The sequence below is a fragment of the Maricaulis sp. genome (assembly GCF_030149425.1).
Taxonomy (GTDB): Bacteria; Pseudomonadota; Alphaproteobacteria; order Caulobacterales; family Maricaulaceae; genus Maricaulis.
In genome coordinates, this window is record NZ_JASBRQ010000011.1 from 1 (window position 1) to 15,707 (window position 15,707).

Annotated in this window: 16 protein-coding genes and 1 pseudogene; 10 read left to right on the plus strand and 7 right to left on the minus strand. The window is 61.2% G+C overall.

Annotated features, from left to right (window positions below; translation table 11 throughout):
• The first annotated feature begins 28 nt into the window (after window positions 1–28).
• From recA to Q1V57_RS02620, 3 genes are all read left to right on the plus strand, one after another.
• Complete coding sequence (gene recA, locus Q1V57_RS02610) at window positions 29–1,105, plus strand: recombinase RecA (protein WP_366145059.1); 1,077 nt, start codon at window positions 29–31, stop codon at window positions 1,103–1,105.
• Window positions 1,106–1,281: 176 nt separating this feature from the next.
• Window positions 1,282–3,933 carry an alanine--tRNA ligase gene (gene alaS / locus Q1V57_RS02615; RefSeq protein ID WP_300527386.1) on the plus strand — a complete coding sequence of 884 codons (2,652 nt, stop codon included), beginning with the start codon at window positions 1,282–1,284 and terminating at the stop codon, window positions 3,931–3,933.
• Entirely contained in the window at window positions 3,933–4,394 is a 462-nt protein-coding gene (locus Q1V57_RS02620) for a nuclear transport factor 2 family protein (RefSeq protein WP_300527388.1), read from the plus strand. Before alaS ends, Q1V57_RS02620 begins: the two co-directional genes overlap by 1 nt.
• Before the next feature lie 2 nt (window positions 4,395–4,396).
• On the opposite strand, the gene Q1V57_RS02625 is transcribed toward Q1V57_RS02620, so the two are convergent.
• From Q1V57_RS02625 to Q1V57_RS02635, 3 genes are all read right to left on the minus strand, one after another.
• Window positions 4,397–4,807 (minus strand): hypothetical protein, encoded by a 411-nt coding sequence (locus Q1V57_RS02625; protein WP_300527390.1) that lies wholly within the window; start codon window positions 4,805–4,807, stop codon window positions 4,397–4,399.
• Window positions 4,808–5,029: 222 nt separating this feature from the next.
• On the minus strand, window positions 5,030–5,440 hold the full coding sequence (locus tag Q1V57_RS02630) for a hypothetical protein (RefSeq protein ID WP_300527392.1): 411 nt from the start codon (window positions 5,438–5,440) through the stop codon (window positions 5,030–5,032).
• Between the two features lie 122 nt (window positions 5,441–5,562).
• Window positions 5,563–6,786, minus strand: a complete 1,224-nt coding sequence (locus tag Q1V57_RS02635; protein ID WP_300527393.1) for an NADP-dependent isocitrate dehydrogenase — start codon at window positions 6,784–6,786, stop codon at window positions 5,563–5,565.
• A gap of 109 nt (window positions 6,787–6,895) precedes the next feature.
• On the opposite strand from Q1V57_RS02635, the gene Q1V57_RS02640 reads away from it, so the two are divergent.
• The 4 genes and pseudogenes from Q1V57_RS02640 (at window position 6,896) to Q1V57_RS02655 (ending at window position 9,532) form a co-directional block, all read left to right on the plus strand.
• Window positions 6,896–7,645, plus strand: a complete 750-nt coding sequence (locus Q1V57_RS02640; protein WP_300527395.1) for an RNA methyltransferase — start codon at window positions 6,896–6,898, stop codon at window positions 7,643–7,645.
• 92 nt (window positions 7,646–7,737) lie between these two features.
• Complete coding sequence (locus Q1V57_RS02645; protein WP_300527396.1) at window positions 7,738–7,983, plus strand: hypothetical protein; 246 nt, start codon at window positions 7,738–7,740, stop codon at window positions 7,981–7,983.
• A gap of 155 nt (window positions 7,984–8,138) precedes the next feature.
• Window positions 8,139–8,753 (plus strand): annotated as a pseudogene (gene rpsD / locus Q1V57_RS02650) (30S ribosomal protein S4); the annotation flags it as partial.
• A 278-nt stretch (window positions 8,754–9,031) separates the two neighbouring features.
• A complete protein-coding gene (locus tag Q1V57_RS02655) occupies window positions 9,032–9,532 on the plus strand; it encodes a hypothetical protein (protein ID WP_300527397.1) in 501 nt (166 codons plus the stop codon).
• 28 nt (window positions 9,533–9,560) lie between these two features.
• Here Q1V57_RS02655 and grxD read toward each other — a convergent pair whose 3' ends face one another.
• From grxD to Q1V57_RS02670, 3 genes are read right to left on the minus strand one after another with little or no spacing between them, the layout of a single operon-like run.
• Window positions 9,561–9,893, minus strand: coding sequence for a Grx4 family monothiol glutaredoxin (grxD, locus tag Q1V57_RS02660; protein WP_300527398.1), 333 nt, complete (start codon window positions 9,891–9,893; stop codon window positions 9,561–9,563).
• A 32-nt stretch (window positions 9,894–9,925) separates the two neighbouring features.
• Entirely contained in the window at window positions 9,926–10,744 is an 819-nt protein-coding gene (locus tag Q1V57_RS02665; RefSeq protein ID WP_300527399.1) for an aldo/keto reductase, read from the minus strand.
• Complete coding sequence (locus Q1V57_RS02670; protein ID WP_300527401.1) at window positions 10,741–10,977, minus strand: BolA family protein; 237 nt, start codon at window positions 10,975–10,977, stop codon at window positions 10,741–10,743. The genes Q1V57_RS02665 and Q1V57_RS02670 overlap by 4 nt, the downstream gene beginning before the upstream one ends.
• A 162-nt stretch (window positions 10,978–11,139) precedes the next feature.
• Between Q1V57_RS02670 and Q1V57_RS02675 the strand changes: the two genes are divergently transcribed.
• The 3 genes from Q1V57_RS02675 (at window position 11,140) to Q1V57_RS02685 (ending at window position 14,007) form a co-directional block, all read left to right on the plus strand.
• Entirely contained in the window at window positions 11,140–11,643 is a 504-nt protein-coding gene (locus Q1V57_RS02675; protein ID WP_300527402.1) for a YHS domain-containing (seleno)protein, read from the plus strand.
• Between the two features lie 102 nt (window positions 11,644–11,745).
• A complete protein-coding gene (locus Q1V57_RS02680) occupies window positions 11,746–12,741 on the plus strand; it encodes a M20/M25/M40 family metallo-hydrolase (protein WP_300527403.1) in 996 nt (331 codons plus the stop codon).
• A 387-nt stretch (window positions 12,742–13,128) separates the two neighbouring features.
• A complete protein-coding gene (locus tag Q1V57_RS02685; protein ID WP_300527404.1) occupies window positions 13,129–14,007 on the plus strand; it encodes an SDR family oxidoreductase in 879 nt (292 codons plus the stop codon).
• 135 nt (window positions 14,008–14,142) lie between these two features.
• Here Q1V57_RS02685 and purL read toward each other — a convergent pair.
• Window positions 14,143–15,707, minus strand: a 1,565-nt coding sequence (gene purL / locus Q1V57_RS02690; protein WP_300527405.1) for a phosphoribosylformylglycinamidine synthase subunit PurL, incomplete at its 5' end; no start/stop codon positions are given.

Sequence of the window (15,707 nt, forward strand, 5' to 3'; positions counted from 1 at the left end):
TGGCGGCGTGAAATAAGGGAATACGGTTATGAGCAGGGGCGCGATTCGACTCGTGAAAGACGAAGAGATGGATAAGCAAAAAGCCATTGAGGCAGCACTGAGCCAGATCGACAAAGCCTTCGGTAAAGGCTCGGTCATGAAGCTGGGTCAAAAACCGGCCATGGAAGTCGAAGCCGTCTCGACCGGTTCGCTCGGCCTGGACATTGCCCTGGGCATTGGCGGCCTGCCGAAGGGCCGCATTATCGAGATTTACGGTCCGGAGAGCTCCGGTAAGACCACGCTCGCCCTGCACACCGTCGCTGAAGCACAAAAGGCAGGTGGTGTCGCTGCTTTCGTCGATGCCGAGCACGCCCTCGACCCGGTCTATGCTGCCAAGCTCGGCGTTGATGTCGGTGAGCTTCTGGTCTCGCAGCCCGATGCCGGTGAGCAGGCCCTGGAAATTGCCGATACGCTGGTTCGCTCTGGCGCCGTCGACATTCTTGTCATCGACTCAGTCGCGGCGCTGACGCCGCGGGCCGAGCTGGAAGGCGAGATGGGCGACAGCCTGCCGGGCCTGCAGGCGCGTCTGATGAGCCAGGCGCTGCGCAAGCTCACCGCCTCCATTTCCAAGTCCAATTGCCTGGTGGTCTTTATCAACCAGATCCGCATGAAGATCGGTGTGATGTTCGGCTCTCCGGAAACCACGACCGGCGGTAATGCGCTGAAATTCTACTCCTCCGTTCGCCTCGATATCCGCCGGATCGGTGCACTGAAGAACCGCGATGAGGTCATCGGCAACCAGACCCGGGTCAAGGTCGTCAAGAACAAGGTCGCGCCGCCTTTCCGCGAGGTTGAGTTCGACATTCTCTATGGTGAGGGGATCTCGAAAATGGGTGAGCTCCTCGACCTTGGCGTCAAAGGGGATGTCATCGAGAAGTCCGGTTCCTGGTATTCCTACAATTCCGAGCGTATCGGCCAGGGCCGTGAGAATGCGCGGAAATTCCTGCTCGAGCATGAAGACATCTCAGCTGAGATTGAGCGCAAGGTGCGCGCCAATGCCGGTCTGCTCGCTGATGAAATGCTGACCGGTCCGGAGCTTGAAGACGAGGACGCAGCGGCCGGCTAGACCCCGGTCCTGCCCGGTCTCAATCCGCCTGTGCTGAACGCGGCGGATTGCTAGAGATAGCAGCTTGCGATTAAACGGGTGTCTGGCGGGGCCGGGCACCCGTTTCTATATCTAGGACCCACTCCTTGCGCTGACCGTCCGGCCAGCGTGTTTGCAAACCCGATGATGGACTGACCATGGCCAGCTTGCGCGATATCCGTGCCACCTTCCTCGACTATTTCGCCAAGAATGAACACGAGGTTGTCTCCTCCAGCCCGCTGGTGCCGCAGAACGACCCGACCCTCCTGTTCACCAATGCCGGCATGGTGCAGTTCAAGAATGTCTTTACCGGTCAGGAAACGCGTGGCATTCCGCGTGCGGTCTCATCCCAGAAATGCGTCCGCGCCGGCGGCAAGCACAATGACCTCGACAATGTCGGTTATACGGCCCGCCACCACACTTTCTTTGAGATGCTGGGGAATTTCTCCTTCGGTGATTATTTCAAGGAACGCGCCATCCACCATGCCTGGGAGCTGGTGACCAAGGAATTCGGCCTGCCGGCGGACAAACTCCTGGTCACGGTCTATTCCGAAGATGATGAAGCGCGGCAATTGTGGAAAAAGATCGCCGGCCTTACCGACGACAAGATCATCTCCATCTCCACGTCCGATAATTTCTGGTCCATGGGCGATACCGGCCCGTGCGGCCCGTGTTCGGAGATCTTCTTTGATCATGGCGAAGATATCTGGGGTGGCCCTCCCGGATCGCCGGAAGAAGATGGCGACCGGTTTATCGAAATTTGGAATCTGGTCTTCATGCAATTCGAACAGCAGGGACCGGACCAGCGCGTCGATCTGCCCAAACCCTCCATCGATACCGGCATGGGGCTGGAGCGCATCGCCGCCATCCTGCAGGGCAAGCACAATAACTACGACGTCGACCTGTTCGCCAATCTGATCCGCGCCGGCGAGGAGGCCCTCGGCGTCAAGGCTGAGGGCGATGCGCTGGGCAGTCATCGCGTTATCGCCGACCATTTGCGCTCGACCTGTTTCCTGATGGCCGATGGCGTTACGCCGTCCAATGAAGGCCGCGGCTATGTCCTGCGCCGTATCATGCGCCGCGCCATGCGCCATGCCCACCTGCTCGGCGCCAGTGAACCGGTAATGTGGAAGCTGGTTCCGGCCTTGGAGCGCGAGATGGGCGATGCCTATCCCGAGCTGGGCCGCGCCCGCGCTCTTATCGAGGACACGCTCAAGGTCGAGGAAGAACGCTTCCAGCGCACGCTGGGCCGCGGTATCAGCCTGCTTGACGAGGCCACTGCCGGTCTCACCGAGGGCGATGCGCTGCCGGGTGAAACCGCGTTCAAGCTCTACGACACCTATGGCTTTCCGCTCGACCTGACCCAGGATGCGCTGCGCGCCAAGGGAATGACGGTGGATGAGGCCGGTTTCAACACGGCGATGGAAAAACAGCGCGCCGATGCCCGCGCCGCCAAATTCTCCTCCGGTGAGGTGGCGCCTGACGCCGTCTGGTTCGCCGTGCGCGACAAGGCCGGCGCCAGCGAGTTCCTGGGTTATGAAGGGACCTCGGAGAGCGGCAAGCTGCTCGCCATCGTGTCAGACGGTGCCGAAGCCGGTGCCTTGGGCGAGGGGCAGTCGGGTGAGCTGGTCTTTGATCGCACGCCCTTTTATGGCGAAAGCGGCGGTCAGGCCGGAGATACCGGTGTCATCACGTTTGAAAACGGCGCGGTCTTCCGGGTCGAAGACACCCAGAAACGGGCCGGCGAGCTGCATGCCCATGTCGGGGTGATGGAAAAAGGTGAGGTCGTCACCGGCGACACGGCGCGTCTGGATGTCGATGCCTCCAAGCGCACCGAGACCAAGTCCAACCACTCCGCCACCCACCTGCTGCACGCCGCCTTGCGCGATATTCTCGGGGCGCATGTGACCCAGAAGGGCTCCTATGTCGGCCCGGATCGTCTGCGGTTCGACTTCAGCCATAATGGCGCGGTTACGGCCAAGGAGATCGCGGCCCTGGAAGCCCAGGTCAATGCCGTCGTGCGTCAGAACGCGTCTGTGTCGACGCGGGAAATGGCGCCGGAAGCCGCCATCGAGGCGGGCGCCATGGCCCTGTTTGGCGAGAAATACGGTGACCGTGTCCGTGTCCTTGCGATGGGGCGCGGCCTGGAAGATAGCGACAAGGCCTATTCGGTCGAGCTGTGCGGCGGCACGCATGTGGAGCGTACCGGCGATATCGCGCTGTTCAAGATTGTCGGCGAAAGCGCCGTATCGGCCGGTGTGCGCCGCATCGAAGCGCTGACCGGTGAGGCCGCACGCCAGTATATGGACCAGCAGATCGGCTATGGCCGCGCTGCCGCAGAAGCCCTGAAAGTCCCGGCCGCCGACCTCGAAGCGCGTGTCCTGTCCTTGCAGGAGGAGCGCAAGAAGCTGGAACGGCAATTGTCCGAGGCCAAGAAGCAATTGGCCATGGGCGGTGGCGGATCTGCGCCGGCCGGTCCGGAAGACATCGCCGGTACGGCCTTTATCGGCCGTGTGGTCGAGGGTGTCGGCGGCAAGGACCTGCGCGGCCTGATCGATGAGGCCAAGGCATCCATGGGGTCGGGCATTGCCGCCTTTATTGGCGTCAATGACGGCAAGGCGGCGCTCGCGGTTGGCGTCACCGACGACCTCAAGGACCGGTTCAGCGCCGTTGATCTTGTCCGCGCCGGTTCTGCAGCCGTTGGCGGCAAGGGGGGGGGCGGCCGGCCCGATTTCGCCCAGGCCGGCGGTCCGGACGGAAGCAAAGCCGATGAAGGCCTCGCCGCTATCCGCGCTGCGGTCGCGGGCTGATGGCTCGCTCCGGCAAATCCACGGGCAAGGCGACCGGTGAGGTTCAGCTCGTTGGCGACAAGGTCGCCGCGCGCGAGATCGCGCGTCTGCGTGCCGGTTTCAATACAGCCATCGCCGACCAGGATTTCGACGCGATCGGATCGGTGTTGAGCGAGGATGCGCTTTTGATCCCCGGTGATGACGCCCCCCTGATCCAGGGCCGGGCGGCGCAGCTGGAGGCCTGGGGCTCCATCTTCAGCCAGTGCCAGGACGTTGGCTATCTGCGCTCACCTGCGCGCATCGAAGTGTCGGACGATGGTCATCTCGCCGCCGAGCAGGGGCGCTGGACCGGCGGCTGGATCAGCGACGGGCTATCAATCCGCTATGTCGGGCGGTATCTGGCGAAATGGCATTTGGTCGATCTGGAATGGAAGATCGCTGCAGAGACGTTCGTCACCATCAAACGCTCCAGCGGCAGCTAGTCCTAGGCGGCCTGAGAATCCTCATACCGCGCCCGGCGCAGCCAAGCGAGGGCTTCAGCCTCGGTCGCGAAGGCTCTCTCACTGCGATCCATTTCGGCAGATCCTCGGTGCTGCCAATATGTCAGCAGGGCTTGGCTCAAGGAATCTGAGCACACGAGTGCCCCCCTTTTGCCAATGTGGTTGTGGGCGATATCGCAGTCGCGAATAAACCGCATGATTTCGACCGCAGAATCGGGCGTGAAATTACCCAGAGCCAGCTTGTTGAGCACGGTGAGGCTTTGCAGGCCCGGCTCCCAATCGGGATGGGAGAAACGCTCAGCATAACCGTCACATATCTCCTGAACCGTGGCGCTGCCGGAAATTCTCCAGGTACACAGCCGGTTCTCCAGACAAATTTCCAATTCCGACAACACGTTCCAGGCTCCTGCAAATCGTTGAATGCAAATATGCGCAAATCACAGAGGCGCTCTGTATAGCCGATACGGTCTCAAGAAAGCGTGTATTTTATGAGTTTCGATCTGGCAGCCTTGCCAGCAAGGGGCTGCGCTCTATGCGCCAGCACAGGCAACCGGACAATCGCGTGCGCAAAAAACCGCATTAAATTTGCAGGTTTGTGTCGGGGAGGCCTGAAGCGCCTAGTCTGATGCGGCATGCGCTGGGCGCGTCAACCATAGCATCGCGTCGGCCTCCGTGCCGAAGACGCGTTCCTCGAGGAAGTCCTGATCATTATAGCTCAACACGTGCAAATCGAGCAGGGTTCTCTGTTCCGGACGGCCATAAACCAGAGCCGATTTGATCCGGTGCCTGATCCCGACCTTGGCTTGCCGGTCATTGAGCTTGGTCTGTAATTCGCGGAGTTCGTCGAGCGTTAGTTCGCCAAGCAAAGCTTCAGCTTCATAGACAATCATCAGATTGAAGCTGCGATCCCAGTCTGGAGATGCGAAGGCCTGGAAGAAGGCCTGAGCCAAGCGAGGAGCGGTGACCAGTCCGCGAATCCGTATGGTGCAGACCCGCAGTTTGGTGTCGATATCAAAGCTGGATTGCAAGGCCTGCCCAACCTCCCAACGGTCCCGATAATCTGAAACATCCTCGCAATCCGGCTCGCCAAAAGCAAGACGGGCGGAACCAAAGGTCCCGCCCGCCTGAAATCGTGAAAGGGCCGAATGGCTTAGACGCTGTCTGCCATGGCTGCCTTGAAGTTCTCATCGACCTTGTTGAGGAAGCCTTCGGTGGAGAGCCAGCCCTGCTCATCGCCGACCAGGAGGGCGAGGTCCTTGGTCATGTAACCGCCCTCGACGGTCTTGATGATGGTGTTCTCAAGCGTTTCGGCAAACTTCATCACCTGCTCATTGCCGTCCATGCGGCCGCGGTGGTGCAGGCCACGCGTCCAGGCGAAGATCGAGGCGATCGAGTTGGTCGAGGTCTGCTCGCCGCGCTGATGCTGGCGATAGTGACGGGTCACCGTACCGTGAGCCGCTTCCGCTTCCACTGTCTTGCCATCCGGGGACATCAGCACCGAGGTCATCAGGCCAAGCGAGCCAAAGCCCTGGGCCACGGTGTCGGACTGCACGTCACCGTCATAGTTCTTACACGCCCAGACGAAACCGCCGGACCATTTCATGGCCGCGGCGACCATGTCGTCGATCAGGCGGTGCTCGTAGGAAATGCCCTTGGCCTGGAAGGCGTCCTTGAATTCGCTGTCGAAAATCTCCTGGAAGATATCCTTGAAGCGGCCGTCATAGGCTTTGAGGATCGTGTTCTTGGTCGACAGATAGACCGGCCAGCCGCGCTGCAGGCCGTAATTCATGCTGGCGCGCGCGAAGTCCTTGATCGACTCGTCAAGGTTATACATGCCCATAGCAACGCCCGAGCTCGGGAAGTCGAAGACTTCGCGCTCGATCGGCTCGGAGCCGTCTTCGGGAACGAAAGTCATGGTCAGCTTGCCCGGACGGTCGACGAGGAAGTCGGTGGCGCGATACTGGTCACCGAAGGCGTGACGGCCGATGACCATCGGCTGCTGCCAGCCCGGAACCAGGCGCGGGACGTTGGAGATGACGATCGGCTCACGGAAGACCACGCCGCCGAGAATATTGCGGATGGTGCCGTTCGGGGAACGCCACATCTTCTTCAGGCCGAACTCTTCAACGCGGGCTTCATCCGGCGTGATCGTGGCGCATTTTACGCCAACGCCGTAATGCTTGATCGCCTCGGCCGATTCGACGGTGATCTGGTCGTTGGTCTCGTCGCGCTTTTCGATCGAGAGGTCGTAATACTTCAGATCAATGTCGAGATAGGGCAGGATCAGCTTGTCCTTGATCATCTGCCAGATGATGCGGGTCATCTCATCGCCATCGAGCTCGACGACGGGTGTATCGACTTTGATCTTAGCCATGGTGTGCTGCTTTCTTTTCGGACGGATATAAGACGCGCTAGACACAGCGCTCAGAAGGAATTCGCGCGCTCTCTAGCACTGGCGCGCCATAAGGTGAAGGGGCGGACCCATGCCGCAGACGTCAGATACGCCGGCTTTTATCCTGGTCAATCCTCAACTCGGCGAGAATATCGGCGCTGCGGCCCGGGTCATGGGCAATTTCGGCCTGCCTGATTTGCGCATTGTCGATCCGCGCGATGGTTGGCCGAATGACAAGGCCGTTTCCATGGCCGCCGGCTCGCCGGTGCTCGATGCCGCTTATCTGCATAAGACCTGGTCAGACGCGATTGCCGATCGCACCCGTATCTATGCCACCACGGCCCGGCCCCGGGGCATGGAAAAGCCGGTCCTGACCGCACGCCAGGCGGTGGCGGAAATGCGCGGCGCGATCGCGGCCGGTGAGAAGATTGGTGTCTTCTTTGGAGCGGAAAAGTCCGGATTGCCGAACGAGGCGGTCACGATGGCGGACGCGATCATTACCCTGCCGGTCGATCGCAGCTTCTCCTCCCTCAATCTGGCCCAGACCGTTGCCGTGATGGCGCATGAATGGTCGGCGGAAGAGGGCGCGCCGGATGTCTTCGAGCCGGTCGGCGAGCCGGCGAGCCGCGAGGACCTTGAACGCATGTTCGAGCATTTCGAGGAAGAGTTGGAGCGCGCCGGCTTCTTCTTCCCGCCGGAAAAAACGCCCCTGATGAAACAGAATTTGCGCGCGGCCTTCATCCGCGGGCGCTGGACAGCGCAGGAGGTGCGCACCTTCCGCGGCGCGGTCAAAGCGCTCGCAATCGGACGGGGCAAGGCGCGCATCGCCCGCGACGATTGACCTGAACTGGTTGTCAATTTGGTCCGATACCGCAACCAAACCTTAGGGATTCCAGTGTCTAATATTGCCGTGGACGGAAAAAGGTGAGAGCCGTGAACGACACGACGCGCCCCTATGATACCGATAAAATGGATCAATTCCTGGCCCAGCTGGCCAAGGATGGTGTGCATGCCAGTGATGCGCTCGATGCCGTCGTGTCGCAGTTTTCCATTGATGAGAAGCTGGCTTATGAACTGATCCAGGAATGCGGTTCCTGGGATGATGAGTTCGCCCAGTCCACCGTCCTGAAATCGCTCTTCCTCAACCTCCTCGATGAAGACGCCGGCAACGCGGCCTGATCGACCCTGATCAGACCGATTGACTTTCCCTGACAGGCCTGTAGAACCCCCGCTTCTCGCGTACACGCGCGGGGTACGGGTGATGTGGTATCCGCCGTTTAAATCGCGATCCCAATCGTGGGGTCGCCGGGCCATGTCGAGCATAGGAAGAGACGATGTCGAAGCGTCACTCTCAGAAGTATAAAATCGACCGCCGCATGGGTGAAAACCTGTGGGGCCGTCCCAAGTCCCCGATCAATTCGCGTCCCTACGGCCCGGGCCAGCATGGTCAGCGCCGCAAAGGCAAGATGTCCGATTTCGGCATCCAGCTGATGGCGAAGCAGAAGCTGAAGGGCTATTACGGCAACATCACCGAGAAGCAGTTCCGTCGTACCTATGACGAAGCTTCCCGCCGCACGGGCAACACCGCCGAGAACCTCATCGGTCTGCTGGAATCCCGTCTCGACGCTGTGGTCTACCGTTCCAAGTTCGTGCCGACCGTTTTTGCGGCGCGCCAGTTCGTCAACCACGGCCATGTCATGGTCAATGGCGTCAAGACCAACATCCCGTCCTACCGCTGTAAGCCGGGCGACGTGATCGAGGTTCGCCAGAAGTCCCGCTCCATGGCGCTGGTCCTGGAAGCTCTGGAAAGCCCGGAGCGCGATATCCCGGAATATATCGACCTCGACCCGAAAGCCATGAAGACGACCTTCGTGCGCATCCCGGAACTGTCTGAAGTGCCGTACCCGGTGCAGATGGAACCGAACCTGGTGGTCGAATTCTACTCCTCGGAATTTCGAGGACGACAATCGATTTCATGGAAAACCCGCCGGGCTCAGCCCGGCGGGTTTTTCGTGTCTGGAGCTCGGCGTATCCGGCGGCGAATACCCCTCATGACCTGATCTGAGGCGCTCGTTCGGGTTTCCCCTGACAGGCGTAATCATAACCCTGTCATCGACGTAAACGAGCAAGTGCTTGAACAAGAGAAATAAATAGGTTTCTCTTTCGCCTCCTTGGCCTGGGGGTGTATGGCCGGGGAGTGGGGTTGCATCAGTAGGGGGCTGATTCAATGGGGCGTGTTCTTCTGGCCGCTTGTCTTGCGCTGGCTTGCGCTGCGTGTTCGACGACAACGCAGGAGGAAGACCGCCTGTCCCGCTTTTTACCGCCGCTTCCAGCCATGCCGTCCCTGCCGACGATGTCGATCTCGGACGTGTCCATTCCGGGCACTAATCGTCAGGCGCCGGTGGCCGATCCCAGTCTGGAACCGGTGATCTACTGGCGCGTCATCGAGGACGATATTCTCGTCATCCACGCCAACACGCATGGCTGCACGGCGCGCGGTGATTTCCACCTCGATGTCGAGCAGTATCATGAGGATATCTATACGGTGCGGCTCAATCGGACCGGAGAAGACCTGTGCAGTGAGGTCATTCCCTGGGGCATTCAGCTCGGCTTCGGCTTTGAAGAAATCGGCGTGCCGGTCGGCGGACAGGTCATCCTGCTCAACCCGCTCGACACCAAGCCCTGGGACTGGAACCCGCGTCAGCAGCAAATGGCGGCGCGGCGCTAGCGCCAGGCCAGATGGTCCAGCCTGTTGATCAGGCTGCTTCGATAACGCCCTTTTCACGCAGATAGGTCTGCAGTTCGCCGGACTGGAACATCTCCTTGATGATGTCGCAGCCGCCGACAAATTCGCCCTTCACATAAAGCTGGGGGATGGTCGGCCAGTTGGAGAAGTCCTTGATGCCCTGGCGGATATCATTGTCCTCGAGCACGTTGACGCTCTCAAAATCGACCTGGAGATGATCGAGCACCTGGGAGACGACCGAGGAGAAGCCGCATTGCGGGAAGACCGGCGTGCCCTTCATGAACAGCACCACATCATTGTCGTTGATGGTGGACTGGATGGCGGAATGAACGGCGTCGGACATCGGGATACTCCTGGATTGGCGCTGCAGAAGACCTAGGCGGGCTTGGCGTCCGGTTCAAGACCGGCAAGTGCTGCATTGGTCGCCAGATGCACCGGATTCGTCGTTGTCGACACCACGCAGTCGCAATAGGGCCGGTCCAGGGCCCATTGCAGCGCTGTTTGAGCGTTCAGACCGGTCTCCTGCGGCACTGAACCGGTCAGGCCTTGTTTGACGCGGCGGGCGAGATACCAGAGATCGGCCGGCCGCAGCGATAGCCGGGTCTGGCGGACGCTGCCGGCCAGGGCTTCAATGCCCATCACCGTCATGCCGCGCGCCTTGGCGCGTTCGAGGCGGGCAATCTCCGCATCGCCTAGGCATGAGTGTACCGGTGCCATGAGCGCGGTGATTTCATCCATCTCGATCGCCGCGTCGAGCTCGACCCCGCGCCCGCACACACCGAGGCAACCGAACAGGCCGCGCGCCTGGAAGGCGCTCAGATGGCGAAACAGGGCCGGGGTGAGTTCGTCCGGCGCCGGTCCATGCAGCCAGAGTATGTCGACCCGCTTGCGGTCGAGACGGTCCAGCGATTCCTTGAGCGACATCTCGATGCCGCCAGGCGAAAAATCACGCCGTCGTCCGGCATGGATGCCGGCCTTGGTCATCAGGCAGATCCGCTCCTCCCGCACACCACGCAAGGCCTCGCCGAGGCGCCGCTCGGCGCGGCCATTGCCATAGGCCGGACCGGTATCGAACACGGTGATGCCGCGGGCCAGGGCAGCACGCACGAGGTTGCGGGTCTGGCCGGAGGTAACGGCCGGGCTGGCGAGCGGACCGGTAACGCCAAAAGCAAGCGGGGAGAGGGGCAGCGTCATGCGTCCGGTGTTTTGGTCTCCAGGGCGAGCGCGTGCAGCTCATTGCCCATTTTCGAGCCCAGCGCCGCATAGACCATCTGATGCTGGGCGACACGCAGCTTGCCCTTGAAGCTGGCGCTGGTGACGACGGCTTTCCAGTGGTCGTTATCGCCGGCCAGGTCCTCCATTTCGATCTCCGCATCGGGAATTCCGGCCTTGATCAGGGCGATAATCTCGTCGGCGGGCATCGGCATGGGGGGCTCCAGTCTGTCTTTGCTGCACCAGCTCATCTCACGGGATCTCACAACACCGCACTCAGATGTGAAGCGGCGTGCCCGATCTGCGTCTTTCAAAGCTGGCAGGGGCGTCTCATATGTCGGCGCAAGCTAACTGCCCTGCCAGTTCGAGGAAAGACCATGACCCATCTCTTCGCCGCCAAAATCGTCCTGCGTGTCGGGCTCGGCCTGATCAATCTTGTGTTCGCTGTGGTCTTTCTCTCGGGAATGGCTTTTGCCGGCGACCAGTATCTCGACCGCGATGGCCGTCCCGTCGGCGGTTATGATGTGGTCAGCTATCACACCGAGGCCGCCCCGATCGCCGGCTTGGATGCCTTCAATGCCGAGTACAACGGCACGACCTGGTATTTCGCCAACGCCGAGAACCGCGACCTCTTCCTCGCCGACCCGGCCCGTTATGCGCCCGCCTATGACGGTCATTGTGCCTATGCTCTGGCCAATGACCGCAAGGTCCGCACCGACCCGCTCGCCTATCGCGTTGTCGACGGTACGCTTTACCTGAATTTCTCACCCATGATCCAGACCCGCTGGGAAGAGGATATCGACGGGTATCTCCAACGCTCCGAGGCCAACTGGCCGGATCATGAAGCCGAGCCTGCCGCCCGCCCAAGCCGCTGGTTCTAGGACGCCACACCGAGTATGCGCCTGGCGTGACTGATTTTTCAGTGGGGCTGGGCGCTTTTGCATGGCAGGTTGGTCCCCTGATTTCTGCCCTGGGGAGTTTCCATGCGTTCGATCCTGTCCGTATCCGCCTGCACCGCCGCCCTGTTGATCCTCAGCGCCTGTAGCGCGAGCGATGCACCGGAAGCGCCTCAAACGCCTCAGACCCCGGACACCCCGGCGGCGATCGCGCTTGATCGCACCCAATTGCTCGAAGACATGCGCATTCTCGCTGCCGACGATATGGAAGGCCGGGAGGCTGGGACTGAGGGTAGTGCCCGGGCCCGGGCCTATCTCATCGAACGTTTCGAAGAAGCCGGTATCGGCATGATCGGTGACAGCTATGAGTCGCCCTTCACCTACCGCATGCGGGTGGATACCGGCGAAGAGCAGAACGGCATCAATCTGATCGGCCGGATCGAAGGCACGGGTGACAGCGACCACACCATGGTTGTCTCGGCGCATTATGACCATGTCGGCATGCGCGATGGCCAGATCTGGAACGGTGCTGACGACAATGCCTCAGGCGTCGCCGCCATGCTCGCCGTCGCCGCCGACTTCGCTGCCAATCCGCCCGAGCATGATGTCATCTTCGCAGCGCTGGACGCCGAGGAGCGCGGCCTGCAGGGCGCCTATCACTTCGTCGCCAACCCGCCGGTCGACCGCGAGGACATCACCTTCAATCTCAATCTCGACATGGTCGCCATGTCGGAGGACCGCATCCTCTGGGCGGTGGGCACCTATCACTATCCCTTCCTGGTCCCCGTGGTCGAAGCGGTCGCCGCACGTTCCAGCGTCAACCTGCCCATGGGCTATGACGAGCCGACCGATGTGCCCGGCGGTGACTGGACCTTGCTCACCGATAGCGGCGCCTTCCACCGCGCCGGCATTCCCTTCATCTATCTCGGCGTCGACTTCCACCCGCACTACCACCAGCCGACCGACACCTATGAAAACATGACGCTGGAGTTCTTCCAGGATGCGTCTGAAACCATTGTCGATTTCGCACGGGAAGCGGATGCGAACCTGGGCATGATCGCGGCGGCGGGGGCTGCGGAGTAGGGGGGGCTAGTCGCTATAGCCATTGCGTCAAAAGGGTTATTAGTCGCAATACGCCGATTGAACGCTGTATCAATTGCAAAATTGGTAATCGAGAACGTTTGCTGGGGCGGCAGGCAAATCGGTTGTTTTTGTGTGTCATCATGCGGTGCTCCTTTCGCGAAGGAGCCTTCCGCCGTCTTGTTCCCAGCGAAACGCACCGAACTTTACTCTAAAATGTGCACGTCTAGGTGGAAAAACTGCCGATCGGGTTGATGAAACAACCGAAAGGAGTGGTGTGTTTTCATTTGAGACAAGATTGAAGCGCTGATCTCTTGGGACGCACCCTTGATTCGATTCAGGTCCTCCCCATATCGTGTGAGTAATCACTCACACGGATGAGGTCCCCCCATGAATATTCTTCTCACTGGCGCCAGCTCCGGCTTTGGCCGCATGACCACGCATGCCCTTCTCGACAAGGGCCACAAGGTTGCCGCGACCATGCGCGATCCGGGCGGCCGCAATGCGGCGGTTGCCGACGAGCTGCGTACCGCTGGCGCTTTTGTCACCGAAATTGACGTCACCTCGACGGAAAGTGTCGACACGGGCGTCGCTGCCTCGATCGAGGCGCTCGGTTCCATCGACGCCGTCATCAACAATGCCGGTGTCGGTGTGCACGGTCTGCAGGAAAGCTTCACCCCGGAAGATTTCCAGCGCCTGTTCGACATCAATGTCTTTGGCGTCCAGCGCATGAACCGGGCGGTACTGCCGCACATGCGCCAGCGTGGATCGGGCCTGTTGATGCATATTTCCAGCCTCTTGGGCCGGTTTACCCTGCCGTTTTACGGTCCCTACAATGCCTCCAAGCACGCCTTGGAAGGGTTGGCGGAAAACTATCGTTCCGAGCTTTCCGGCTTCGGCATTGAGACCGTGCTCATCGAACCGGGCGGTTTCCCGACCGAGTTCGGCGCCAATCTCATGCACCCCAGTGATGACGCCGCAGAGATGGGCTATGGCCCGATGGCACAGGCGCCGCAACAGGCCGCCGAGGGCTTCATGGAATTCCTCGCCGCCAATCCGCAGCAGGATCCCAAACTGGTCATCGAGGCCATTGTCCGCGTCATCGAAACGCCGCACGGCCAGCGCCCCTTCCGCACCCCGGTCGACGAGCTCGGCTGGCGGCCGCTGTTCGAGGCCTATAACGCCGAGGCCGACAAGCTGACCCAGGCGATCTATGGCGGCATGGGCATGGACGGCATGCTGGCAGTGAAGGTGAGCGAGGACGCTTAGCTTTCCCCCTCCGCCCAAACCACTCACACCGTCGTGCCCCGGTTTATCCGGGGCATCTCACCGCAAGCGCGCGGCATTGAGGTCCCCCGGACAAGCCGGGGGATGACGGTGTCTGGGTGATGGGGCGCTGCGGCTTTATTCCGCCGCCATCGCCTCCTGGCTCATCAGGCCCGGCAGCCAGCCTTCCCAGGCCTCGCGCAGGCGGTCGAGTTCGAGGTGGTGGGCGCCGTTGACGCTCACTGCCGTTCCGCCGGCGAGGCCGACGACGTGGACAGGGATGTCTTCCGCCTTGGCGTCCTGCAGGATCGCGAGGGCGTTTTCGCGATTGGCGGCCACGAGATAGCGGGCCTGGTCCTCACCAAAGAGGAAGCCGTGCATCGGTACCGGATTTTCCGGCTCGTGCGCCAGCTTGATGCCGCACTTTGACGCCAGCGCCATATCGGCTGCCGCACAGGCGAGACCGCCATCGGAAAGGTCGTGACAGGCGGTCAGGCGGCCAGCGCGGATCTGGTCGCGGACGAAATCGCCGTGCATTTTTTCAACGCCGAGATCGACAGCCGGGGCACCGCCATCTTCGCGGCCTTCAATCTCGCGCAGATAGAGCGAAGCACCCATGGCACCCTTGGTCTCGCCGACGACGAGGACGATATCGCCCTCGCTCATGCAGCCAAAGCCCTGGCGCTTGTCCATGTCGGGGATGAGGCCGACACCGCCGACCGCCGGGGTCGGGGGAATGGCGACGCCATTGGTCTCGTTGTAGAGCGAGACATTGCCGGACACGACCGGGAAGTCGAGCGCTTTGCAGGCCATGGCCATGCCTTCGACGCAGCCGACGAACTGACCCATGATCTCCTCGCGCTCGGGATTACCGAAATTGAGGCAATCGGTGATCGCGATCGGGTCGGCACCGGTGGCGGTGAGATTGCGCCAGGCTTCCGCCACGGCCTGTTTGCCGCCCTCGAACGGGTCGGCGAAGCAATAGCGCGGCGTGCAGTCCGTGGTGATGGCCAGCGCCTTGTTGGTGCCGTGCACGCGGACAATGGCGGCATCGGACGGATCTTCCGAGCTCGCGGCTGTGTCGGCCATGACGTGGCGGTCATACTGGCGCCAGATCCAGGCTTTCGAGGCCATGTTCGGGCTCGCCATCAGCTTGAGCAGTATCTCACCCATGTGAGAGGGCTGGGCGACGTCCTTGGCATCGATCTGGGCGCGCACTTCCGGAGCGTAATAGGGGCGTTCGTATTTCGGCGCATCATCGGCCAGCGGGGCGATCGGAATATCGCAGACGATCTCGCCCTTGTGTTCGAGCACCATATGACCGGTATCGGTGGTCTCGCCGATCACGGCGACATCGAGCTCCCATTTCTCGAAGATCGCCTTGGCCACATCCTCGCGGCCCGGCTTCATGATCACCAGCATGCGCTCCTGGCTTTCCGAGAGCATCATTTCATACGTGGTCATGTTCTCTTCGCGCTGGGGCACGCTGTCCATGTCCAGCTTGATGCCGATACCGCCCTTGTCCGCCATTTCAACGGAGGAGGAGGTCAGGCCCGCTGCGCCCATATCCTGGATCGCAGCGATGGCATCGGTGGCCATCAGTTCCAGGCAGGCCTCGATCAGCTTCTTCTCGGTGAAGGGATCACCGACCTGGACGGTGGGGCGCTTTTCTTCGCTCTCATCGTCGAACTCGGCCGAGGCCA